This is a genomic window from Henriciella litoralis (assembly GCF_002088935.1).
GTDB lineage: Bacteria > Pseudomonadota > Alphaproteobacteria > Caulobacterales > Hyphomonadaceae > Henriciella > Henriciella litoralis.
Genome location: NZ_NCSS01000006.1, coordinates 110,163 through 133,279 on the forward strand (window position 1 = coordinate 110,163; position 23,117 = coordinate 133,279).

General features: G+C 59.0%; 24 protein-coding genes. 10 read left to right on the forward strand and 14 right to left on the reverse strand.

The annotated features are described in order from the left end of the window. Positions 1–83 precede the first annotated feature (83 nt). Positions 84–875, reverse strand: a complete 792-nt coding sequence (locus tag B8783_RS04160; protein WP_084418525.1) for a response regulator — start codon at positions 873–875, stop codon at positions 84–86. A gap of 363 nt (positions 876–1,238) precedes the next feature. Between B8783_RS04160 and B8783_RS04165 the strand changes: the two genes are divergently transcribed. Then, positions 1,239–2,369: a sensor histidine kinase gene (locus B8783_RS04165; RefSeq protein ID WP_169711702.1), complete on the forward strand. Its 1,131-nt coding sequence runs from the start codon at positions 1,239–1,241 to the stop codon at positions 2,367–2,369. A gap of 55 nt (positions 2,370–2,424) precedes the next feature. Here B8783_RS04165 and B8783_RS04170 read toward each other — a convergent pair whose 3' ends face one another. The 5 genes from B8783_RS04170 to B8783_RS04190 all read right to left on the reverse strand — a co-directional run bounded on the left by B8783_RS04170 (position 2,425) and on the right by B8783_RS04190 (position 6,327). Then, positions 2,425–3,912 carry a replicative DNA helicase gene (locus tag B8783_RS04170; RefSeq protein WP_084418527.1) on the reverse strand — a complete coding sequence of 496 codons (1,488 nt, stop codon included), beginning with the start codon at positions 3,910–3,912 and terminating at the stop codon, positions 2,425–2,427. Between the two features lie 196 nt (positions 3,913–4,108). Continuing rightward, a complete protein-coding gene (gene rplI, locus B8783_RS04175) occupies positions 4,109–4,696 on the reverse strand; it encodes a 50S ribosomal protein L9 (RefSeq protein WP_084418528.1) in 588 nt (195 codons plus the stop codon). 11 nt (positions 4,697–4,707) lie between these two features. Beyond that, positions 4,708–4,980, reverse strand: coding sequence for a 30S ribosomal protein S18 (gene rpsR / locus B8783_RS04180; RefSeq protein ID WP_084418529.1), 273 nt, complete (start codon positions 4,978–4,980; stop codon positions 4,708–4,710). An 11-nt stretch (positions 4,981–4,991) separates the two neighbouring features. Next, on the reverse strand, positions 4,992–5,336 hold the full coding sequence (gene rpsF, locus B8783_RS04185; RefSeq protein ID WP_084418530.1) for a 30S ribosomal protein S6: 345 nt from the start codon (positions 5,334–5,336) through the stop codon (positions 4,992–4,994). A 160-nt stretch (positions 5,337–5,496) separates the two neighbouring features. Further along, entirely contained in the window at positions 5,497–6,327 is an 831-nt protein-coding gene (locus tag B8783_RS04190) for an isocitrate lyase/PEP mutase family protein (RefSeq protein ID WP_084418531.1), read from the reverse strand. A gap of 141 nt (positions 6,328–6,468) precedes the next feature. Here B8783_RS04190 and fabD point away from each other — a divergent pair, with 141 nt between their 5' ends. From fabD to B8783_RS04230, 8 genes are all read left to right on the forward strand, one after another. Further along, the gene (gene fabD / locus B8783_RS04195; RefSeq protein ID WP_084418532.1) at positions 6,469–7,413 is read left to right on the forward strand and encodes an ACP S-malonyltransferase; all 945 of its coding nucleotides are present in this window, start codon (positions 6,469–6,471) and stop codon (positions 7,411–7,413) included. 52 nt (positions 7,414–7,465) lie between these two features. After that, complete coding sequence (gene fabG / locus B8783_RS04200; RefSeq protein WP_084418533.1) at positions 7,466–8,203, forward strand: 3-oxoacyl-[acyl-carrier-protein] reductase; 738 nt, start codon at positions 7,466–7,468, stop codon at positions 8,201–8,203. 110 nt (positions 8,204–8,313) lie between these two features. Beyond that, positions 8,314–8,550 carry an acyl carrier protein gene (locus B8783_RS04205; protein ID WP_084418534.1) on the forward strand — a complete coding sequence of 79 codons (237 nt, stop codon included), beginning with the start codon at positions 8,314–8,316 and terminating at the stop codon, positions 8,548–8,550. A gap of 11 nt (positions 8,551–8,561) precedes the next feature. Continuing rightward, entirely contained in the window at positions 8,562–9,845 is a 1,284-nt protein-coding gene (gene fabF / locus B8783_RS04210) for a beta-ketoacyl-ACP synthase II (RefSeq protein WP_084418535.1), read from the forward strand. A gap of 60 nt (positions 9,846–9,905) precedes the next feature. Then, positions 9,906–10,949, forward strand: a complete 1,044-nt coding sequence (gene mltG, locus B8783_RS04215) for an endolytic transglycosylase MltG (protein WP_084418536.1) — start codon at positions 9,906–9,908, stop codon at positions 10,947–10,949. Beyond that, the gene (locus B8783_RS04220; RefSeq protein ID WP_084418537.1) at positions 10,946–11,836 is read left to right on the forward strand and encodes a YicC/YloC family endoribonuclease; all 891 of its coding nucleotides are present in this window, start codon (positions 10,946–10,948) and stop codon (positions 11,834–11,836) included. The genes mltG and B8783_RS04220 overlap by 4 nt, the downstream gene beginning before the upstream one ends. Continuing rightward, positions 11,826–12,479 (forward strand): guanylate kinase, encoded by a 654-nt coding sequence (gmk, locus tag B8783_RS04225; protein WP_084418538.1) that lies wholly within the window; start codon positions 11,826–11,828, stop codon positions 12,477–12,479. Before B8783_RS04220 ends, gmk begins: the two co-directional genes overlap by 11 nt. A 79-nt stretch (positions 12,480–12,558) precedes the next feature. After that, positions 12,559–12,795: a hypothetical protein gene (locus B8783_RS04230; protein WP_084418539.1), complete on the forward strand. Its 237-nt coding sequence runs from the start codon at positions 12,559–12,561 to the stop codon at positions 12,793–12,795. Between the two features lie 13 nt (positions 12,796–12,808). Here the strand turns inward: B8783_RS04230 and rsmA are convergent, their stop codons facing one another. The 6 genes from rsmA to plsY form a co-directional block, all read right to left on the reverse strand. Next, entirely contained in the window at positions 12,809–13,642 is an 834-nt protein-coding gene (gene rsmA, locus B8783_RS04235) for a 16S rRNA (adenine(1518)-N(6)/adenine(1519)-N(6))-dimethyltransferase RsmA (RefSeq protein WP_084418540.1), read from the reverse strand. After that, the gene (pdxA, locus tag B8783_RS04240) at positions 13,639–14,643 is read right to left on the reverse strand and encodes a 4-hydroxythreonine-4-phosphate dehydrogenase PdxA (protein WP_084418541.1); all 1,005 of its coding nucleotides are present in this window, start codon (positions 14,641–14,643) and stop codon (positions 13,639–13,641) included. Before pdxA ends, rsmA begins: the two co-directional genes overlap by 4 nt. A gap of 52 nt (positions 14,644–14,695) precedes the next feature. After that, positions 14,696–15,952, reverse strand: a complete 1,257-nt coding sequence (locus tag B8783_RS04245) for a peptidylprolyl isomerase (RefSeq protein WP_084418542.1) — start codon at positions 15,950–15,952, stop codon at positions 14,696–14,698. Positions 15,953–16,075: 123 nt separating this feature from the next. Further along, positions 16,076–18,277, reverse strand: a complete 2,202-nt coding sequence (locus B8783_RS04250) for an LPS-assembly protein LptD (RefSeq protein ID WP_084418543.1) — start codon at positions 18,275–18,277, stop codon at positions 16,076–16,078. A 133-nt stretch (positions 18,278–18,410) separates the two neighbouring features. Next, a complete protein-coding gene (dprA, locus tag B8783_RS04255; protein ID WP_084418544.1) occupies positions 18,411–19,484 on the reverse strand; it encodes a DNA-processing protein DprA in 1,074 nt (357 codons plus the stop codon). Then, on the reverse strand, positions 19,481–20,092 hold the full coding sequence (gene plsY, locus B8783_RS04260) for a glycerol-3-phosphate 1-O-acyltransferase PlsY (RefSeq protein ID WP_139792241.1): 612 nt from the start codon (positions 20,090–20,092) through the stop codon (positions 19,481–19,483). The genes dprA and plsY overlap by 4 nt, the downstream gene beginning before the upstream one ends. A 170-nt stretch (positions 20,093–20,262) precedes the next feature. Here plsY and B8783_RS04265 point away from each other — a divergent pair, with 170 nt between their 5' ends. Next, positions 20,263–20,844: a TetR/AcrR family transcriptional regulator gene (locus tag B8783_RS04265; RefSeq protein ID WP_139792242.1), complete on the forward strand. Its 582-nt coding sequence runs from the start codon at positions 20,263–20,265 to the stop codon at positions 20,842–20,844. Here B8783_RS04265 and pyrC read toward each other — a convergent pair. Then, positions 20,841–22,112, reverse strand: coding sequence for a dihydroorotase (gene pyrC, locus B8783_RS04270; protein WP_084418546.1), 1,272 nt, complete (start codon positions 22,110–22,112; stop codon positions 20,841–20,843). The two genes, B8783_RS04265 and pyrC, sit on opposite strands and share 4 nt — an antisense overlap. Then, entirely contained in the window at positions 22,109–23,056 is a 948-nt protein-coding gene (locus B8783_RS04275; protein ID WP_084418547.1) for an aspartate carbamoyltransferase catalytic subunit, read from the reverse strand. Before B8783_RS04275 ends, pyrC begins: the two co-directional genes overlap by 4 nt. Positions 23,057–23,117 lie beyond the last annotated feature (61 nt).

Genomic DNA, 23,117 nt, shown 5'->3' on the forward strand with positions numbered 1-23,117 from the left:
CGCCGTCGGCCGCGCCAAGAGGCAGCCAGCTTGATTGACAGTTTGCCTGCCCTCTGACCGGGCAAAATTTGCGGGGTCTTTCCTCAGACTGGTGGGAGCAGCGGTGCAAGATCGCTGGTCCCGGCCAGCGGCTCGGATGGGTTTCGCACGTTGAGAAGCGCCTGATAAACGATGGTTGCAAGCACTGCAGGATCGTAGGGTTTTGAAACGAGATAGGCAGGCTCACCCGGATGGCCCTGGCACAGTGTGGCCGGATGACCGGTCACGAAGACAAAGGCGCACCTCGCCTCTGGCGGCACGCTCTTGGCGAAGTCGAGCCCGGTCGGATTGCCGGCGCCAAGATCGATGTCGCAGATAACGATGTCCGGGGACTCGCTTTTAACGATTTCCAGTGCCTCTTCCGCGGTGGCGCAAACGCCGACGACATCATGTCCATGAGACTTCAGCAGGATTTCCTCATCAGCCGCGATGAGGAACTGATCTTCCAGAATAACAATTCGCGCAGGCTCGAGGCCGGAGGCAGGCAGGCGCGCGGCTTGCAGGAGCATTCTGTAATTGTCGGACGCCAGTTGAAGCGCGCTGCGGGCGTCTTCTTCGGTGAAACCGAACACATCCTGCATGAGGACGGCGCGGCGCCCGGGCGAGTCCGCGCGTTCTGGGTTGAAAGCCAGGAAAGTTCTGGAATCGAGAATAGAGCTGACTAGTCCAAAAAGACGGGGGCGAGAGCAGAAATGTTCGACAAGTTCCTGCGAACGGTTGCTGAGAAGGCGGACCGCTTCACTGACGAGCGCGTCGCCGGCCTCCTGAGTGCCGGTGAGGGCACGCGAGAAGCGGCGAAGATCTGGAAGTTCCCGCTCCAGCGTTGCTTCAATCATATCTTTGTCTCGGACCTGTTTGCTCAACGCATTGTCGGGGAAGGATCATTCGTACGTGATTCGGCCGTTTTTTCTAATGAACGCGCAATAATCTGCCAAATTTGCCGCAAGCAGGGCGCGAAAAGGCCAGATCATGCCCGTCTTGATCCCGGCTTTCTTAGAGCGCGAAGTAAGCCCTTATACTTCGCTTCATTGCATGCTTCGAAGAATATAAAATTTTTTAAATTCTATTACAAAACAAAGATATAGGCCTCTGTATTCATAATTCAGAAATAAATATCTCATTATAGGCGCAGCATTATCTGCGGCCTTCGCAACAAAAGTAAAAAACTATACTTTTCCTGTGAGATGGAATTGGGTGATATGCTAAAACTAAACGAAACTGTCTTTCAATCAGACGTGGACGCACTTGCAATCAGTACGCTCGGCGACCTTTCATCCTCCATGCTCGTTGAGGTCCTTTATGCGAGCCCTGATTGCATCAAGATTATTGATGCGGAAGGGCGGCTGGAGTTCATGAACGTCAATGGCCAGTGCGCCATGGAAGTTGATGATTTTGCAATGATCCAGCGCCAGGCCTGGCATACGCTGTGGCCATTGGAGTCGCAGAGCCTGATCTCTAGCTCAATCGAGCGGGCTTTCGCGGGGGCAAAAACACGTTTCGAGGCGTATTGCCCGACGCTAAAGGGAAGCCCGCGCTGGTGGGATATTTCTGTTGCCCCTGTCCTTGATGATAAAGGTCAGATCCAGCGCGTCATCGCGATTTCGCGCGACGTCACTGATCGCATGTCTCGCTATCTGCAGGCTGAGAGCAGCCGAGCCAGTCTTGAAGAGCTCGCCAACATGCAGGCCAATCAGCTTGGGGTGTCATCTGATGCCCTCTGCTATCAGCAATCGCTTCTGAAGGAAGTAGACCTTCGCTTGCGGAGCAGCCACGCCATGACAGCCGGACTGCTAAACTGGCAGTCGCGGATGACAGAGAATGATGATGCCCGCGATCGGTTGAAGAAGGCGTCAGACCGGGTTTCGGCGGTCAGCAAGATCTATGAGTTTCTTTACCGGGATGGCTCGGTGGATGGCATCCAGCTGAAGACATTCATAAGTGCGCTGTGCAATGAGCTGATGCCGAAGTCCGCTATTGGGCGCATTGGGTTGAAGACGAAAATCGCGTCCCGGATGGCAAGCACCAAAGAAGCTGTGGCGCTGGGCGTCGTGTTGACCGAATTTGTCGACAATGCCGTCACGCACGGGCTGGGCTCATGCGAGCACGGCCAAGTCGAGCTCACATTTGAGATGTCGAAAACGAGCTGCGAGCTGATTGTTCGCGACAATGGTCAGGGGCTTGAAGAGGGCTACGACGCTTTCGAAACTGGCGGGTTCGGTCTCCAGTTGGCGAAGCTTTATGCCAATGACCTAAACGGCACGCTAGATCACTCAGACGGCCGCGACGCGGGCAGCTGGTTTCGGCTGAGATATCCAGCCGAGGCGACCTAGCCACAATACGACACCATCATCGTGAAGGGCTCGCAGGTCTGACAGGACGGCGAGCCTATTCGTAATCGTCGTCCGCAGGGGCGCGGTCGAGGTTACCGAAGCGCGTGGTGTTGGCGTCGAAGGCGAGGGTGACGCGGCCGATGGGGCCGTGGCGCTGTTTGCCGATGATGACTTCGGCGGTGCCATAGACTTCATCCATGCGCTGGCGCCACTTGGTCCATTTCTCGGCTGATTGCGGGTCATCGCCGCCAGCCTGTGGCTCTGTCCGCTCCAGATAATAGGACTCGCGGTAGACGAACATGACGACGTCGGCGTCCTGCTCGATCGAGCCGGATTCACGAAGGTCAGAGAGCTGTGGGCGTTTGTCTTCGCGCTGCTCAACGGCCCGTGAGAGCTGCGACAGGGCGATGACCGGGACGTTGAGGTCCTTTGCGAGGGCTTTTAGCGCCATGGTGATCTGCGTGATCTCTTGCACGCGGCTGTCCGAGGACTTGCCGAGCGTGGAGGTGAGCAGCTGCAGATAGTCGATCACGATCATATCGAGGCCAACCGTGCGCTTCAGCCGGCGCGCGCGGGCCGAGAGCTGGCTGACCGAGATGCCGCCCTGATCATCAATGTAGAGCGGCAGGTTCTGTAGCTCTTCCGTCGCCTGGCGGATCTTCTCGAAGTCATGCTTGTCGAGATCACCCTGACGGATGCGGTGAGCGTTGATGCCGGTGCGCTCAGCGATGATCCGGGTAGCAAGCTGTTCGCACGACATTTCCAGCGAGAAGAAGGCCACAACGGCGCCGTCGACGGTTTTCTTCGAGCCGTCTTCCTGTACCTCGCGCTTGCAGGCATTCGCCGCGTTGAAGGCAATATTGGTGGCGAGCGTGGTCTTACCCATGGATGGGCGGCCAGCGAGAATGACGAGGTCTGACTTGTGAAAGCCGCCGAGTTTCTCGTCCAGCGCGTCGAGGTGCGCGGCGACGCCGGCGATCTTTCCATCCCGTTGATAGGCGGCCTCGGCCATCTGCAGCGACTCTTTGAGGGCCGCTGAGAAGCTGTGAAAGCCGCGCGAGGATGAGCCGCGGTCGGCAAGGTCAAAGAGCTGGCGCTCGGCAAGCTCAAGCTGGCGATCACCGCCTTCATCGGGCCCCGGCTTGAAGGCGCGTTGCTGCACGGTCGCGCCGATATCAATCAGCTCGCGGCGCATCGCGAAATCACGGATCATGTGGGCGTAGTCAGTGACCTCAGGGCCGAAGGCGGCTGAGTCCAGAAGCTCGGCGAGATAGGAGGCGCCACCGATCTCCTGCAGCTTGTCGGCCTTCTCGAAGTGCTCGCGCAGCGTGATCCCGTCGGCGACGCGGCCAGACTGGATCATGTTCGAGCAGACTTCGTAGATTTCCTGATGCGGGATCGAGTAGAAATCGGTCGGGCGCAGGAATTCAGCGACACGCTGGAACGCATTATTGTCGTAGAGAATCGCGCCCAGCACGCCAGCTTCTGCGGACAGGTTATGCGGGACCTCGACCGTGACCGGAGGATTGGACATGTCGTTCATGAGCGTCAAACCATTTTCTCTGAGCGGCCAAGCATACTCGCCTGATTCGCGAGATTGCAGGCTTGACTCTCAGTCTAGGTGAATTGGTCCACAGCTCAGTGGAGTTCTGTGGATAAACAGCAGGATCAGTGAACAGAAAAAGGCCGCACCCTTGCGAGTGCGGCCTTTTCAATTGTCTGCGATTGCAGGATGCGACCTAGTAGTCGCTGTCTCGCATTGCATCCATGGTTTCGGCATTGGCTTCAGCCAGTTCAGACGCCTGTTCGGCGGCTGCGCCTTGCTGTTCGGCCTGGATCGTCTCGATGACGTCCTCACCAGCAGCCTGACGTTCAGCTTCTTCCATTGAACGGGCAACGTTGACGGAGATGTTCACGAGAACTTCTGCGTGCAGACGAACGCCCATTTCGTAGACGCCGAGCGTCTTGATTGGCTGGTCGAGCTTGATCTGGCCGCGGCGGACCTTGAAGCCCTTTTCGGCCAGCGCATCAACGATGTCACGGGTCGAGACCGAACCATAAAGGTTGCCGACGTCGGAAGACTGACGGATGAGCGTCAGTTGAGCGCCGTCGAGATCGGATCCGCTTTGCTCTGCCTCACTACGGGCATCGGCGTTGCGCTTTTCGATCAGATCACGCTCAGCTGCGAAGCGGGCGCGATTGGTTTCGTTGGCGATCAGGGCCTTGCCGCGTGGCAGCAGGAAGTTACGGGCAAAGCCGTTCTTTACCGTGACTTCTTCGCCCAGCTCGCCAAGGTTTTCGACGCGTTCAAGAAGGATGATATCCATGTGGGTGTCTCCTACTTAACGGTGAATGGCAGAAGCGCGAGCATGCGGGCGCGTTTGATGGCGCGGGCAAGCTTACGCTGGTTCTTGACGTTCACAGCGGTGATCCGCGACGGGACAATCTTGCCCTTCTCGGAAATGTAGCGCTGCAGGAGTTTCACGTCCTTGTAATCAATCGCTGGCGCGCCTTCGCCCGAAAACGGGTCGACCTTGCGGCGGCGGTTGAAAGTCCGGCGGGCCGGAATGTTGGTGATGTTGATATCACCTGAGTTGTTTTCTGAAGACATCGTGTTTCCCCTTAGTCCTTACGCGGTCCGCGATCCTTGCGACCCATCACTGGCGATGGCTCTTCGTCGAGCTCATCAACCTTGACCGTGAGGTAGCGGATCACATCGTCGGAGATGCGGTGGCGACGCTCAAGCTCGTGGACGGCAGCTGCCGGTCCGTCGATGTTGAGAAGGGAGTAGTGTCCCTTGCGCTGCTTGTTGATAGGGTAGGAGAGGTTGCGAAGGCCCCAGTACTCGGTCTTGCCGATTTTGGCGCCTTGGCTCTTCAGCCATTCTGCGAGTTCCTCGATCTGGCTCTCCACCTGTGCAGGCGAGATGTCCGGCCGAGAAATCAGCACGTGTTCGTAAAATGCCATGTTTTTCGTTCCCTTGAGTTCCAGACTGCGGCGCTGGATTGGCGGGGAACCGATCCGGCGATGGCCCCTGACATGTGCAGCTCATTCCGCACCGCAGGACCGCAGCCCATAGAAGAGCGCGCTTAAACCTCAAACTGTGGAAAGAATCAAGCAGGCAGCGTCAGCCCGCCTGAGGCGTTCCCTTGTCCAGAAGGTCGACCAGACGGGCGCCAGGCAGATCGCCCATGAAATCGAACGTACCTGGCCCGTGCAGTTCCTCGGCGGCCTTGATCATCGCGCCATAGGCGAGATTGGCAAACACGGCGCCGACGGAGACGCGGCGAACACCAACTTCAGCCAATGCCGCGATCGGCACGTGTCCGCTGGAAGGGCCAAGCAGGACATTCACCGGCTTGTTGACCGAGGTCACGACAGAGCGGATATCCTCCAGCGTTTTTAGCCCGGGCGCGTAGAGACAATCTGCCCCGGCATCCTGATAGGCCTGAAGGCGCGCAATCGCGTCTGTAAGGTCAGGTGTGCCGGTAAAGAAGTTTTCTGCACGCGCCGTCAGGATGAAAGGGAAGGGCAGGTTTTTCCTCGCCTCGACAGCGGCGGCGACACGCTCCTTGGCGAGGCCGATGTCATACAGCTTGCCCGGCTCACCAGTGAAATCCTCAATCGAGCCGCCCACAAGGCCCGCCTCAGCCGCTTGTCTGATGGTCTCAGCGCAGTCTTCCGGCGTGTGGCCGAAGCCGTTCTCCAGATCGGCGGACATTGGCAGGTCTGTCGCTGAGCAGAGCTCTCGTGCATGGCTCATGACCATGTCGCGGGTAACATTATAGTCGTCCACGCCTGTCGAACGCGCAAAGCCTGCACTGGTCGTGGCGAGCGCCTTGTAGCCGATACCAGCGAGAATGCGGGCCGACCCTCTGTCCCAGGGGTTGGGAAGAACGAAGCAGCCTGACTGATGCAGTGCCTCGAACGCTTTTGCCTTGTCTTCCTGTGAGATCATTGTCTGCCTTCTCCAAAGTGCGCTGGCACTCTGCCCGCATCACCCATGCGCGGCCACCTGATACTTGCGCATCAGGGTGGACCCTTCTAGGCAGTCCGCCAATTGATAAAACGATTCAGGTAGGTTGAAGGGCAGGACATCATGACAAAGTTCGCTTTCATATTCCCGGGACAGGGAAGCCAGTTCATCGGCATGGGCAAAGATCTCGCAGACGCTTTTCCAGAGGCGCGAGAGGTTTTTGACGAAGTCGATGCTGCGCTCGGCCAGAAGCTTTCAGAGCTGATGTGGTCCGGCGAAGAGGACCAGCTAAAGCTCACCGCGAATACCCAGCCGGCACTTATGGCCGTGAGCGTGGCCGCGATGCGGGCGCTTCAGTCCAAAGGCATTGAGGTCCAAGCGGCAGCTTTCGTGGCGGGCCATTCGCTGGGTGAGTATTCGGCGCTTGCGGCCAGCGGCGCGATCAGCGTGGCAGATGCGGCGCGCGTGCTGCGTATTCGCGGTAACGCCATGCAGGCAGCTGTTCCAGCGGGCGAGGGCGCCATGGCGGCTTTGCTCGGGGCGGACCCGGATCAGGCGATCGCTCTTTGTGAGCTGGCGCAGGCCGAAGGCGGCGTCTGCGAGATCGCCAATGATAACTCCCCGGGCCAGATCGTGATTTCTGGCTCCAAGGCCGCCATCGAATTCGCGGCATCGAAAACCGGGGATGTTGGAATCAAGAAGGCCATGATGCTGCCGGTCAGCGCGCCGTTCCACTGCTCGATGATGCAGCCGGCCGCCGACGCCATGATGAAAGCGCTCGCTGGTATCGACATCAAAGCGCCTGTCACGCCGCTGGTGGCAAATGTCAGCGCGGCGCCGACCAGCGACCCGGCACAGATCCGCCGTCAGCTGATCGAACAGGTCACAGGACAGGTGCGCTGGCGTGAAAGCGTTGAGTATATGGCCTCGCAAGGCATTGAGCTTTTTGTCGAAGCTGGCGCCGGAAAAGTGCTGACCGTGATGAACCGGCGGACGGTCAAAGGGGTCGATGGACTGACATTGGGTACACCTGAAGACGTCGAATCGGTTGCACAACGCCTCTCCTAGGGCGACAAGGTCTCCAGACGGGCGATAGTCCCGAATGCAGGAAGGACGAACCATGTTTGATTTGTCAGGCCGCACAGCGCTTGTAACGGGCGCGTCGGGCGGCATCGGAAGCGCGATTGCAAAAGCTCTGTCTGACGCAGGCGCGAAAGTGGCGCTGTCAGGCACGCGTGAGAATGTACTGGAAGAGGTCAAGGCGACCCTGTCCGGCGAAGCTGCGGTCGTTACCGCCAATCTTTCAGACCCAGAGTCGGTCGATGGTCTTGTTGGCCGCGCCGAAGAAGCCATCGGTCCGCTGGACATTCTCGTCGCGAATGCGGGTATCACGCGCGACAAGCTGCTGATGCAGATGAAGCCAGAAGACTGGGACGCCGTTCTCGACGTGAATCTTGGCTCCTATTACCGGCTGACCAAGTCGGTTGTGCGCGGGATGATGAAACGCCGTCACGGCCGGATTATCGGCATCACGTCGATTGTGGGTGTGACGGGTAATCCCGGCCAGGCCAATTATTGCGCCTCCAAGGCGGGCATGATCGGCTTCACCAAATCCTTTGCGCAGGAAGTCGCTAGCCGCGGGATCACCGCGAATTGCGTCGCGCCCGGATTTATCGAATCACCGATGACGGATGTTTTGCCGGAGGCGCAAAAAGAAGCACTTCTGGGCCAGATTCCGTCCGGAAAACTTGGCCAGGGGAGCGATATCGCTGGCGCCGTTGTGTATTTGTCGTCGGACGAAGCGGCCTATGTCACAGGACAGACGCTGCACGTGAATGGCGGCATGGCGATGATCTAGGCGAGAAGAGCCAAACAGTTACAGCCCTTGGCGTTCAGACAATCTGTATGCTAACGGGCTTATCCAAGACCTTATGGGTCTTCCCATCAGACATTATGAGAGAGGTTTCCATGTCTGACGTTTTCGAGCGTGTAAAAAAGATCGTAGTCGAGAATCTGGACGTTGAAGGTGACAAGGTCACTGAGACGGCAAGCTTCATCGATGACCTCGGCGCCGACTCCCTCGACCTGGTCGAGCTGGTCATGGCTTTCGAAGAAGAGTTCAACATCGAGATCCCGGACGACGTCCAGGAAAACATCCGTACCGTCGGTGACGCTGTCACCCACATCAAGGCCCACGTTTCTTAAGGGGTTAGCTGATGCGCCGTGTCGTCATTACCGGAATTGGAATGGTTTCTCCGCTCGCAAACGGGCGTGAGGCAACCTGGGAGAGGCTGATTGCCGGCAAGTCCGGAGCAGGTCCTATCGACCTGTTCGATACAAAGGACGTGCCGTGCAAGATCGCCTTTCAGGTTCCGTGGAATGACGGCCGCGGCGGCGGCAGTGCGGATGATCCGCACTCCTTCGACCCGGACAAGGCGGCGAGTGCTAAAGAGCGCCGTCGCATTGACGAATTCATCCTGTATGCGCTGGCCGCATCTGATGAAGCGGTCGAAGACTCAGGCTGGAAGCCAGAGACTGATGAAGAAAAAGAGCGCAGCGGCGTTCTCATCGGGTCTGGCATTGGCGGCCTGAAATCCATCTATGATACGTCGATCACCCTGCACACGCAGGGCGCGCGACGTGTCAGCCCATTCTTTATTCCGTCAGCGCTGATCAATCTGGCGTCTGGCCAGGTGTCGATCCGTCACGGTTTCAAAGGCCCGAACCATGCTGTGGTGACGGCTTGCGCAACCGGCGCTCACGCGATTGGCGACTCAGCCCGTCTGATCAAATATGGCGATGCTGACATCATGCTGGCTGGCGGTGCGGAAGCCGTGATCTGCGAAATCGGTATTGCCGGTTTCTGCTCAGCCAAGGCGATGTCCACTAATTTCAACGATACGCCTGAGAAGGCTTCGCGCCCTTATGACAAGGACCGCGATGGTTTCGTCATGGGCGAGGGCGCGGCGATTGTCGTTCTCGAAGAGTATGAGCACGCCAAGGCGCGCGGCGCGAAGATCTATGCAGAAGTCGCAGGCTATGGCCTGACGGGCGATGCGTACCACATCACAGCGCCTGCTGAAGGCTCTGAGGGCGGCTATCGCGCAATGAAAATGGCGCTCGGCCATTCAGGCCTCGATGCCTCAGACATCGATTATGTCAACACGCACGGCACCTCGACGCCGAAGGGCGATGAAGGCGAGATCGGTGCGGTTGAACGGCTGTTCGGCGACCATGCGAAGAATCTGTCGCTGTCGTCAACGAAGTCAGCTGTTGGTCATTTGCTCGGTGCAGCGGGCGCCATTGAGAGTGCGTTCTGCGCGCTTGCGATCCGCGACCAGGTGATGCCGCCAACGCTCAATCTCGACAATCCGAGCATTGAGACAGACATCGACCTCATTCCGCATAATGCGAAAACGGCACCCGTCCGCGCGGCAATGTCCAACTCGTTCGGATTTGGCGGCACCAATGCCTGCCTCATCCTCAAACAGGTTGACTAGTCTGGTTTCAGGCCCGTTCGGTGTAGAGTGGGGACTGGGTCATTTTGTGAGTCGTCTCCCATGCGTTTTCTGAAAGCTCTCATAGCGCTCGGTTTCATGATTGCCGTGATCGGCGCAGCCGCAGCTGGCGCTGGCTGGTTGTGGCTGGAGAATGAAGTCGCCAAACCTGGGCCGGTCGTTGAAGAGACGGTCATCAAGGTTGAGCCCGGAGAGCATGTCGGCGCCGTGGCGCGGCGGCTGGAAAATGAGGGCATCATCTCCAGCGCCCGGGCCATGCGGCTTCATGCGCGCTTCAGCGGTCAGCAGGCGGCTATGAAGGTTGGCGAATACGCTATCCCGCCGCGTGCCAGCATTGAAGGCATTCTGGAGCTGCTCGTCTCAGGCGATGTGATCGAGTATCGCATCACAATCCCTGAGGGGCGCACAACGGCGCAGGCGCTTCGTATTATCGAGGCCCATCCGGATCTCGTCGGCGCCATGCCTGACCGCGAAATTGCTGAAGGGACCCTTCTGCCAGATACCTATATCTTCAACTCAGACACTTCGCGCACGGCAATCATTGAGCGGATGGAAAAGGCGCAGGACGATCTTCTCGCAGACCTCTGGCCTGAGCGGCAGGAAGACTTGCCAGTTTCCACGCCCGAAGAGGCGATCATCCTGGCGTCTGTCGTCGAGAAGGAAACGGCTGTCGCCGAAGAGCGCCCGCAAGTGGCCGGTCTGTTCACGACACGCCTGAAGCGCGGCATGCGCCTGGAAAGCGACCCCACGGTTATATACGGCGTCTCTCAAGGCGAGCCGCTATATCGAACCCTGAATGGCAAAAAGGTCCGCCGGACCCTTTATCGCTCTGAGCTCGACAAGGTTACTGACTGGAACACCTACCAGATCGACGGTTTGCCTAAGACACCGATCTGCAATCCGGGCCGCGAGGCGATTGCCGCGGTGCTGAACCCGCCAGAGACCGAGTATTTGTTCTTCGTCGCTGACGGGAAGGGCGGTCATGTCTTCGCCGAAACGCTGGCAGAGCATAATCGCAATGTGGCGGCCTATCGTCAGTTTGAGCGCGATGAAATCGCACGTGAACGTGCAGAGGATTCAGAATGAGCGGCAAGGTTTCTTCCATGACGGGGTTTGCCCGCACGTCCGGCGAAGCGGACTGGGGCGCCTGGGCGTGGGAAGCGAAAAGCGTCAATGGCCGCTCCATGGATGTGCGTGTGAATGTGCCGAGCGGATTTGAAGCGCTTGACCGTCACATCAAGCAGCAAGCGTCCAAAGTGTTCTCACGGGGCAATTTGCAAGTAGGATTACGAATCGAACTGGCCGGCGGAAGCGATGCGCTGTCGGTCAATCAGGATGCGCTGAAATCCCTCGTGCGGGCGTACGAAGTGGCTGCTCAGGGGCATGCTCCAGACAGCGCCGCCCTCGCCACGCTGATGACAGTGAAGGGCGTTATCGAGACAGGAAGCGCGTCAACGCGCGACATTGCGGATGAGGCAGCGATTCAGGTGCTCATGGCCGCCGGTACTGCAGTTCTTGAGGAGCTGTCCGTGGCCCGCCAGGCCGAGGGGGCGGCTCTTTTAGAGCTGATGTCCGGACACTTGTCCGACATGGAAGCGCACGTCGCGTCGGCGACAGAGCTTGCGGCGGAGCAGCCAAAGCTTTTGAAGGCGCGGCTCGAGAAACAGCTGACTGAACTGGAAGCGACCGAGAAGGTCGACGCTGAGCGGATGGCGGCGGAGATCGCGCTGTCGGCGGCCAAGGCCGATGTGCGCGAGGAGCTGGACCGGCTGACGGCGCACATTGCGACGGGGCGATTGCTGCTCGCAGAGGGCGGTGCGATTGGCAGAAAGCTCGACTTCCTGTCGCAAGAGTTTAACCGCGAGGCCAATACGCTTTGCTCAAAATCGGTGAGCATGGATTTGACGAATGCGGGTCTCGCCCTCAAAGGACTGATAGACCAGTTCAAGGAGCAGGCAGCCAATGTCGAATAGCGGACACCCAAAGGATCATGGCGACCGGCGCGGCTTGATGCTGGTGATTTCCTCGCCATCGGGCGCTGGCAAGACGACGCTCGCGCGAAAGCTGATGGATGAGTTCGACGACATCAAATTGTCCGTGTCTGCCACCACGCGCGATCCACGTCCGGGAGAGATCGACGGCAAGGATTATCATTTCAAGTCGCGCCAGGATTTCCGTGAAATGATTTCCCGCCGGGAGTTTCTGGAGTGGGCGCTTGTTTTCGACAATCTCTACGGCACGCCGCGGGCGGACACAGAACGCTTGCTGGAGGCCGGGCATGATGTCCTGTTCGACGTCGACTGGCAGGGCGCTGATGCCTTGCACGATCAGATGCCGCGTGATGTCGTGTCGGTGTTTGTGCTGCCACCTAGCATTGAGGCACTCAAGGCGCGGCTGGCGGCCCGCCCTGGCTCGACTGACGAGATTGTCGAGCGTCGTATGCGTGATGCCAAGGCCGAAATGCGCCATTGGCGGCGCTATGACTACGCCATCGTGAACGATGATTTGGACGTCGCCTATCAGCGGCTAAAGCGCATTCTGCTGGTCGAACGGCTGAAGCGTCTGCGCCAGCTCAGTCTTGAAGATCATGTGCGCGAACTCATGGGTGAAGCGTGAGCAGCAGATCGCCTGTAGACATTCTTCAATAATTTATAATAAAAACATCATGACGCACTAAAGTCTGGGGGGACTGCGCATGAAACTCACCATATCTGATGGCAACGACGTTCTAATTCACGTTGAGGATCATCATGTAAAGTTGCCGGAAACGGATCGCGCGCGTGCCACCTGTATGATGGTTCTGAGCGAGGCGCTCGTCTATCTGGCAGAAGAATGCAAAGCTGAGCAGATCGTCGAGGCCGCAACCACGATGAGTGATTCAGTGCGGACCGGGCTGGACCGACAGCTTCGAAGCGTCGCCGCCCAAAGCTGATATCTGATCTATCTTATTGAGCGTCCGCGAAGGTCGTCGCGAGCGCACGGAAATGGTCCTGCGTCAGCGTTTCGGCGCGAGCAGTTGGGTCGATCCCGCAACTCTCGATCCACGCGGTTGCGTCGAGCCCTGCCTGTTTTGCCAATTGTTTGAGGCTGGCGCGCAGCATCTTCCGGCGTTGGCCAAACGCTGCGGCCGCGACTTTCTCCAGCGTCGCCAGATCCTGAAAGCGCTGATCTGATTGAAGCGGTGTCAGAACTGCCACGGCGCTATCGACTTTGGGCGGTGGGCTAAAAGCACCGGGGGGAAGCGTAAACGCCATGAAGGTGTCGCAGACGGCATGCGTCAGCACGGCGAGCCGTCCGTAATGCGGTGTGGATGGCCCGGCGACGATCCGCTCTGCGACTTCTTTCTGGAACATCAGCGCCATTTCCCCGCGCCAGACGCCAGCCTTCAGCCAGTCGATCAGCAGAGGCGTGCCGACATTATAGGGCAGGTTCGCCACGATCATGGCAGGCGTGTCGCCGCCACACGCTTCGATCAGGGCTTCCCAATCAGCTTTACGCGCGTCGCCCTGATGAACATGGAGACGGCCTTCAGCATGTTCCGGCCAGGTCTCCAGTCCGCTAGCAAACCGGTCGTCTGCCTCGACAGCGATGACCTTGCGTGCGCCCTCGTTCAGAAGCGCGCGTGTGAGCCCGCCGGGGCCGGGGCCGACTTCTATGACGGTGCGACCTTCGACTGGCCCGCCTGCCAGCGCTGTGCGGCGCAGAATGTCGGGATCGAACAAGAAATGTTGGCCCAGTGCCTTGCGGGCACGCCCTGGTGTGAACTCGGGATCTGTCATGCCCGCGCCCGATTGGCAGCCATTTGCGAGGCAAGCCGGATCGCCGCGATCAGGCTGTCTGGTCTGGCGACACCGTCTCGCGCCGCGTCATAGGCCGTGCCGTGATCCGGGCTGGTGCGGATGATGGGAAGCCCAAGCGTCGTGTTGACGCCGCCCCACATATCGAGTGTCTTGACCGGGATAAGGCCCTGATCATGCGTCATGGCAACAACGGCATCGAAGCGGCCATCCAACATCTCGGCAAAGACGGTATCGGCCGGACGCGCATCCGTGACGTCGAGCCCATCCGCGCGCAAGCTGAGAGCGGCTGGATTGATGATGTCGCGCTCCTCTGTGCCGATTGTGCCGCTTTCGCCGGCATGGGGGTTTAGCCCTGTGAGCGCGATACGGGGGCGCGTCAGGCCGAAATCTCGTTGCAGAGCGCTGGCCGTTGTCTCGACGACGCTCCGGATGAGGTCTTCAGTCAGCAGCGCAGGAATGGCGAGCAATGGAATGTGGATGGTGACGAGAGAGACCCTGAGGCCGCCGCCGACGAGCATCATCACCGGTGGGCTTGCCTCACCGGTCGCCCGTTCGCATAGCGCGGCCAGGAATTCTGTATGGCCCGGATACGCGAAACCAGCCGAATAGAGAACGGCTTTCGAGATCGGGTTGGTCACGACGCCGCCCGCTTTGCCTTCGAGCGCGTGCGTCGTAGCAAGCTCGATGCTTTCCAGAATGGCGGGCGCGGTCTTTGGGTCTGGCGTGCCGGTCTCAACAGGTCCTAGTCTTGTCGACGTATCAAGAACCGGCAGGGAGTTGGTAAAAGCTGCAGCAGCTTCGGACGGATCGCTGATCTTCGTGACAGGGCCAGTAAATAGTGATGGATTTCCAATCACATAGAAAGGAGCCACGTCCGAGGCACGCAAAGCCTGCCAGGCAAGCGATGTGATCTGCGGACCGCAACCTGCCGGGTCACCCATGGTGACGGCGAGGGGGAGCAGGGGAGGTTGGTCTGTCATTACGGCTTCTGTGCGCGATCAGACCCGAGGTTTCAAGCGCTCTTGCCTGGACCTAGCTGCCGCGCTGAATGATCGTTGCATCCCGGCGCAGATTGCGCAGGCTGCGTTCTGCGATCATCGACAGCTGACGGCCAAACAGGCGGTCCTCAATCTGTTCGCGCGTCGGCAGACTTGCGCCGGATTCTTCACGCTTGCAGACATAGAGAACCGCAATCGTGCCGGATGTGGCGAAGATCTGCGTTGCCTCTCCTTCGGAGACAGCGTTGATCATTTGCTGACTTTCTTCTCCGAGATCCTTCAGGCGGATATCGTTGAGATCGGCGGCCTCAAGATTGGGATCATCGCTCGCCAGTTTGCGGGCGCTGGCACAGCCATCGGCCTTGTCGACTGCGGCCTGAAGCGCCGTATCAGAGCCGTCTTTCACAGACAGGCGCACCATATCTACGCGTGTCTCGGTTTCGGATGGGTCACGCTTGCCTCTGAAGGCGATGAGATAAACGCCATTGTCGACCGTGATCGGTTCGGCAAAGCCGGGTTCAGTCATGGCCTGTACAGCTGAGGCGACTTCTGGCTCAAGGTCAGAGGCCGAAACCCAGCCCATATCGCCGCCAGCTGCGGACGTCGGCGCAGAGGAGAACCGCTGGGCGGCGAGCTCAAACGGTGCGCCGGCTTTCAATTGGTCGAGGATGGTCTTGGCGCCCTGCAGAGCTTGTTCTTTTTCTTCCGGCGTTGGCGCGTAGAGAAAGATCTCTGAGACGTTGTACCGGGTCTTGGTCATCGCGATGCGCTGCTGGGCGAGCGCTTCGTCGATCTGGTTCTCTGAAATCCGGATTCTCGATCCGTAGAGGCCGCCCATGATCCGGCGCCAGGCGATCTCAGCGCGCATCTGGTCTTCCAGGCTGCTTGGATTGACGCCTGAAGAAAGTAGGACCTGAATTAGGTTTTCGCGGGTCATCCCTGACTGGCTTGCCATTTCCGAAATGGACTGCTGGATGTCAGCGTCAGAGACTTCGACCTCATATTCCTGCGCTTCCTGAAGCTGTAGCTTTTCCTCAACCAGCGCATCGAGTGCCTGGGAGGTGATCTGCTGAACCTGCTCCTGCGTTGGCTGCTCTGCGCCAAGGGTCAGAAGCAGAAGGCTCGCGCGCTCGCGTACGTCGCTATAGGAAATCGGCTGGTCATTCACGATGACGACGATGCCTTCAATCGTGCGGGTTTCTGGTGCTTGCGTCTGCGCCTGTGCGGCAAGCGGGACGACTGAAGCGCCAGACATTGCCAGCGCGGCTGAAGCGAGTGCGTATCTGATCATGACTTACCTCCACAGTGTCGACTGACACGACAAACCGTCCGAATTATGGCGAACCATACTGTTGACTGCAATCGAGGCAACGCCTGGAAGTCAGTCGTCGTCAGGTGACATTGGACTGGATATCTAATCGAAATCTTTGGACCCGAACTTGCCGATGGTTTTGAGAGCGAACCTGAATACGATTGAGTCAGACGGCCCAAGTTCACGGTCTCTCTTCTCAGATCGCTCATATAGTATTTCAAACCGCGAGCAGTCGTCCTGATAGCCAAAGCCGAGCGACTGCCTGATGTCGCGATTTTGCTCGATGTCACGCGATAAGTTATAGATCACAAAATAATTGTCAGTGACCTCGACTTCCGATTGCAGGATCACACCTTCCTGTCGCTGGCCTGACACCGTTACATCTTCGGTCAACATATAATAGCCGATGTCCGCCCGAACCCGATCAAGGTTGAGAGTCAACTTGGTATCAATCCGGTTCACGTCCAACGTATCATCGTCCAGCCTGACCTGCGCACTGGCGTCAAATACCCGCCCCATGTCGAGGCCCAGCTCCGCAACCCAGTCGCTGACCGTGCCGTCGAGGTTGGTCGGTTCTGTAAAGGCATTGTCAGAAACGCTGCGCCATCGCCGACCACCTTTAGCGTATAGCTCCAGTCCATTTTTCCAACGCGCGGTCGCTGAAAGGCCTACTGCAAGTTTGTCGTCGCCTTCATAAAGGTCGTAGCCTGAGGCCCCATTGGGTTCGAACAGGGATGTCTGGTTCAGTTCGAAGTAATTGGAGTCCTCGTTCGGCAGGGGGTCGTCATTGGGACTGGAGGTTCCAACCGAAGCCATAACGATCGGCTCCAGCAGGATATCCACCGTCTTGCCGGGCCTGTAGAACGGCATGGACAATCTCGCACCTACATTGCCTACAGTGCGTTCTACCGTGTCGCTGTCTCCAGCGGTTGGGAAGTCGTTGAAGTCGTAATAGTCGAACCGGGCCTCGGCGAAGGGTTCAGCCAGAATGCCGCCTGGCAGGACCTTCTGGGCAGTCCAGTTGGCGCCGATCGATGTTCTCTGGCTGTCTGTGCCGGTTCCTCGATCAAGATAGGCTGCCGAAGCCCGCACATCTGCATAGCCGAAGGCGCCGAGATCGAAATCGTACCGCAAATGGGCGAGAGGCAGCACATCCGCGATCGCGTCTTCGCGGCTCCCCGTCAGTCTGAGGTTGTCGAACGTAAGAACAGATCCGTCCGCATACCAGTTTGTCGACTGACCCTGAGTATATAGCTGGGTTAGCAGCACGCGCGGTTGGTTGACGTACAGCCCGCGATCATTGTTCTCGCCCTGGATATCGTAACGTTTGATATAGAGATCGTCCGAGGTTTCCTCGATGCCGAAACCCCAGAGCCAGTTCTCATTGATCGCAAACTTGCCGTCCGCGAATACATGGCCTCGCCATTCGGACTCGCCAAACTTTTCGCCATCGCTGTCAAATAGCTTTTCATTGGTGAAGCTGATGTTGGCGTTCACGTCACCTGAATAAAAACGCTTGCGATAGTCGAGTTCGACCAGCGGATTGACCTTGGAGTAGAGCGTCGGTGCAATCACGAGGTCCTGATAGGGTGAGATTGACCAGATATAGGGTTGTTTATAGTTGAGGCCGGTCTTCGACGAACTGCCCACGGTTGGAATCAGAAAGCCTGAGCGTCGCTCAGCCTTTGGGTCCGGATGCGCGAACCATGGCAGATAGAAAATAGGGATGCCGGCGAGTTCGAACACAGCGTCGCGGTAGCTGTACATGCCGCTTTCGTCGTTCAGAACGGCTTTGCGGGCCCGTATGGCCCAAGTTGGCGTAGACTCGCCCTCACAGAGTTCGCAAGAGGTGAAAATGGCCCGGTCCAGCGCATTATAGGTGTCGTTGCTGCGGACGGCAGAATTGGCGGCGGCCGTATCTCCATCAGGCGTCCGCAGCGAGAAGTTGACAGCGTACCCATTGGTAAGATCGGCGTCTGTTTCAACTTCTTCGGCAAAGCGTTGCGTGCCATCCGGTTCCAGGATCGTGACATTGCCACGGGCCCTTACCCTTGCCGTGTTGCGATTATAGGTCAGGCTGTCTGCGGTCAGAACACGGCCTTCATACTCGACCATGACATTGCCTTCGGCGACCACGGTGTTTTCATCGTCAAGCACGTAGGCATTGTCAGCCGTCAGAACGACGCGATCTTCAGCCGCTGCGCGCGTGGCTACCGCTGCGCTGGTGTCATCGCCCTGTGCGGCTGCGACAGGCAGAAAAGTACCGACCAAAGCGGTCGCGATCGTGGTTTTCCAGACGGACATTCCTCATCCCTGACTTTGTCGAGTCTCAGTATTTCGCATAAGCGTCCAGTTTCGCGGCGTCTATAACAAGTCGGCATGATTTCAGGGAATTCACCGAGCCATGTTGCCTAGATATCATCCATCGGCCTGCACATCAGGCTCTGGACGCCAGCCCGCCAGCATGTGTCAGAGCGACCCCGTCAAGCTCAAGCTCCATCAGCCTTGCCGCGCATTCGCGCGCCGAACACCCGCTGGCACGTGCGATTTCTGCAATAGGCATTGGGGTTGGCGACAGGGCTTCGAGAATTCGGGCCACCATTTGGTCGTCGTCTTGTGTCTCGACCGGCGTGCCATCAAGTGGCAAAGTCTGTTGCACAAAGACATCGGCGCGATCGATTTGCGTCGATACGGCCTCAATGATGTCCGCAGCGTCGCGAACCAGTGTTGCGCCATTGCGCAGCAGGCGATTCGTTCCGGCGGCGCGCGCGTCCAGCGGTGACCCCGGAACGGCCATGACCTCGCGGCCCTGTTCCCCCGCCATCCGAGCGGAGATCAGCGAGCCGGAGCGTTCAGCCGCTTCGATCACGACCGTGCCGATGGCCAGCCCGGTGATGATGCGGTTGCGGCGCGGGAAGTCTCTTGCCGTTGCGCGGTGCCCGAGGGCGCGTTCCGAAACGATGAGGCCCTGGGCGCAGATCTCGTGATAGAGTTCGGCATGTTGCGGCGGATATATCTGGTCTACGCCGCCCGCCAGGACAGCGATTGTGCCGGTCTCGAGGCTAGCTGCGTGGACTTCGCCGTCTATGCCGCGCGCCATTCCTGATGCTGTGACGAGGCCGCCGGCGCCGAGATCACGCGCGATCATCCGGGCAAGCTTGCGACCAGCGGCGGATGCGTCCCTTGCGCCGACGAGGGCGATTGTGGGCCGCTCAAACAGCTCAGCGTTGCCCTTGATGGAAATGACGGGAGGCGGCGGCGACAATTCGTTGAGCAACTCCGGATAGATGTCTTCGCCGGCGCAGATGATGTCTGCGCCGAGAGCACGGCTTTCATCCAGTTCTGTTGCGGCGCTATCGCGATCAGCTGAAAGGCCCGGCATTGCCTTGATAGCGCGGCCGGGGTCTCCGAATTTAGCGATTAGCTGGAAGAACGTAACCGGACCGACTTTCGGGGCGCGCGCCAGAGCGATCCAGTCGCAGCGCGCCGCATCGTCAAGCCGGCCCGTCATTCGGCGTCAGCCTGCTTCTTCTGCCCAAACCTCGGCTCTGTGCCTTTCAACAGGCGGGAGAGGTTTGCCCTGTGCGTCCAGAACACCAGAAGGCTCAGCGCGAACAGGACCAGGACAGCAAAGTGAGTTTCGCCAAGCAGGAGCGCGCCGATCGGGACGAGCGCGGCAGCGCAGAGCGCGGCGAGCGATGAAATCCGGAACAGGAGAAACACGATGATCCAGACCGGGAAGGCAATGATGAGGCCTTTTAACGACGCAAACACAAGCAGACCGACATAGGTCGCAACGCCCTTGCCGCCCTTGAAGCCGAGCCAGACTGGATAGCAATGTCCGATAAACGCGGCGAAGCCAGCGATCAGGCCGACATTCCGGCCGAAGATCATCCAGAAAAGCAGAACGGCCAGCCCGGCCTTGAAGCTGTCGAGCAGCAAAGTGGCGAGCGCGAGATCCTTCCGACCGGTCCGAAGCACATTGGTCGCGCCGATATTGCCTGACCCGACCTGGCGGATGTCGCCCAGTCCGGCGGCCCGCGTAATGAACAGGCCAAAGGGTATGGACCCGAACAGATAGCCGACAATCGCCGCGAGCGAGAAGTGCAAGTATTCCATTCTGTGAAGTCCTCGAAACAGATGACCGGCAACCGGAACGCCGCGTCTTGTTGTGTTCGCCGCACCTGTCTGCGTCAAGCTCGGTCGGCTCAGCGCTAACATTCTGACCGGTTTCGCGCAGCAGGAGAGACTACTCGCTTGCTGCGCGTATTCGCTCTAATGTGTTGGCCATGACAGCAGAAACCGACCCTATGGAAGAGATGCCGGCGCGCGAGAAAATCCTGCGAACGACGATTGACCTCGTCCCGTCGCACGGAAGTGACCGCATTACCCATCGATTGGTTGCAGATGCCGCGAGCGTCTCACCGGGCACGGTGACTTATCATTTCGATTCGATTGATACTTTGGTCCGCGAAGCCTTCCGCCTGTACATGGACGACTACAAAGCCGGGCTCGACGCTGCACTGGAAGCCCGTCCCCTGATGAGCGCGGAGGATGTTGCGCGTTTTCTTGTGACGCTGGCGACAACATCCCCTGAAACGTCAGAGCTCGCCCGCCTTGAATATGCGATGGTCAGCCATGCGCAACGCGATGCCGCCTTGCTGGATGAGGTTGGCTCATGGTCGAGATTGCTCGAGCGCCGGGTTGAGGAAGCGCTGACCGATATGCAGGCGAAGACACCGCGCGCGACCGCAAACCTCTTGCTCACTGTGTGCCGCGGGACAGAATTCGATGTGATGACGCGCCAGGTAACGATCGACAGGACGGCGCTGCATCAGCGCTTTCTGTCTCTCATTGGCGAAACCGGTTAGCGACTAAAAACCTGCTCTCCGCCGACATAGGTCTGCATTACGCGGCCAACCATGCGGCGCCCGTCAAACGGCGAGTTGAGGGAGCGCGATACAAGGTTTTCACGCTCGCACAGCCAGGGCTTCTCCGGGTCGAACAGGATGAAGTCGGCTGGCGCGCCTTCTGCAAGGCGTCCTTGTGGCTGGCCGATAATGTGAGCCGGTGAGCTTGTGACCGGGCGCAGGGCATCCAGCAGGCTGAGGCGGTCATCCTGAACAAGGGCCAGAAGCGCCGAGAGGACCGTCTCGAGACCAGCCGCACCAAAGGCCGCTTCGCCGAATGGCAGGCGCTTTTCTTCCGGCGGCTGAGGGTCGTGCGCTGAAACAACGGCGTCGATTTCGCCATCGGCCAATGCCTCGATCAACGCTTGACGGTCATTCTCGGTCCGGAAGGGCGGATTGACCTTACAATAGGTGAGGTAGTCGCCGACATCGAGTTCGTTGAAGAAGAGGTGGTGAGCGGCGACGCTGACATAAGCTTTGACGCCCCGGTCGCGGGCCGACTTGATCATCTCGATGCTGCGCGCGGTAGAGACCTGATCGACTAGCAGAGTGCATCCTGTCGCTTCCGCGAGCAGTAGATCCCGTGACAGGCCGATCCATTCGGCCTCGCGGGGCAGGCCACCAAGACCCATGCGGGCCGCAACGGCGCCGGCGTTCATAACGCCGGACTGGCCGAGCGCGTGATCATTCGCCCGGCTCGAGACGATGGCATCACAGCTCGCCGCATAGCCCATTGTCCGTCGCAGCATGGAAGCATTCTCAACCGGCATGTCACCATTGGTGAAGAAGACAGCGCCGGAGCCCCGCATCATCCCGATCTCGGCCATCGCATCGCCCGCAAGACCCTTGGTCAAAGCACCCGCAGGATAAACACGTGTGCGTGCGGTTTCCCGTCCGCGATTGGCGATAAACTGGACGAGGGCGACATCATCGATCACCGGGTTTGTATCCGGCATGACGACCATACTGGTTACACCGCCCGCGAGGGCCGACCTGGAGGCGGTCGCGAGCGTCTCTTTCTGCTCGGAGCCAGGTTCACCGGTCTTTACGCGCAGATCAATCAGGCCTGGCGCAAGGCAGAGGCCATTGGCATCTATCGTCTGGTCAGCATTCGTGGCCGCTTTGCCGACAGACAGGATCATGCCGTCTTCGATGACCAGTGTGCCTATCGTGTCGATATTGCCCGCAGGGCAGAGCAGGCGCGCATTCGTAATCGCGGTGCGGGTCATACGCGTCTCCCGGCCAGTAGCTTCAGGACAGCTTCGCGCACCGCGACCCCCATCTCGACCTGTTCGGTGATCACAGACCGGTCGCCATCGGCAACAGCGCTTTCAATCTCGACGCCCCGGTTCATCGGGCCGGGATGCATTACGATGGCGTCGGGCGCGGCCGTTTTCAGGCGCTCCTGCGTCAGGCCGAAATTGCGGAAATACTCGCGCTGGCTCGGCAGGTACGCTCCGTTCATCCGTTCAAGTTGTAGGCGAAGCATCATGACAACGTCAGCGCCCTTTATGGCCGCATCGAAGTCATTCATGGCGCGCGCGGCGCCCCAGGTTTCAGTGCCCGACGGCATGAGCGTTGCGGGACCGCACAGGGTGACTTCCGCGCCGAGTAAATGCAGCGCCAGCGTGGTTGAGCGGGCGACGCGCGAGTGGAGGATGTCACCGCAAATGGTGACCTTGAGGCCCTCAATCCGGCCCTTGGCGCGCCTGATGGTGAGCGTATCGAGCAGACCTTGTGTCGGATGCTGGTGAGTGCCGTCGCCAGCATTGATAACGGCGCAATCGACCTTGCGGGAAAGCAGCTTCACGCCGCCCGAGGCCGAGTGCCGAATGACGATGGCGTCCGGGGCCATGGCGTTCAGCGTCATGGCGGTGTCGATCAGGGTTTCACCCTTTTTGACGCTGGATTGTGCAACAGGCATGGCGATCACGTCCGCGCCGAGCCGTTTGGCTGCGATCTCGAAGCTGGACATGGTGCGGGTGGAATTCTCGAAGAAGAGATTGATCACCGTCATGTTCTTTAGATGCGGTTCTGGCCGACGACCGGCGCGGGTCGCTTCGGCAAACTCTTCGGAAAGATCGAGAATATGTTCGATGTCGAGCCGGGACAAATCCTCAATGCTCAACAGATGGTCGTGACTGAACTCGTAGCTGTAGCCTGGAATGGCCATGTCCTGCCTTTCGATTTTTGGCGGTTTAAGCGCGATTCAGGCAGGGAGCAAGAGGTGCAAC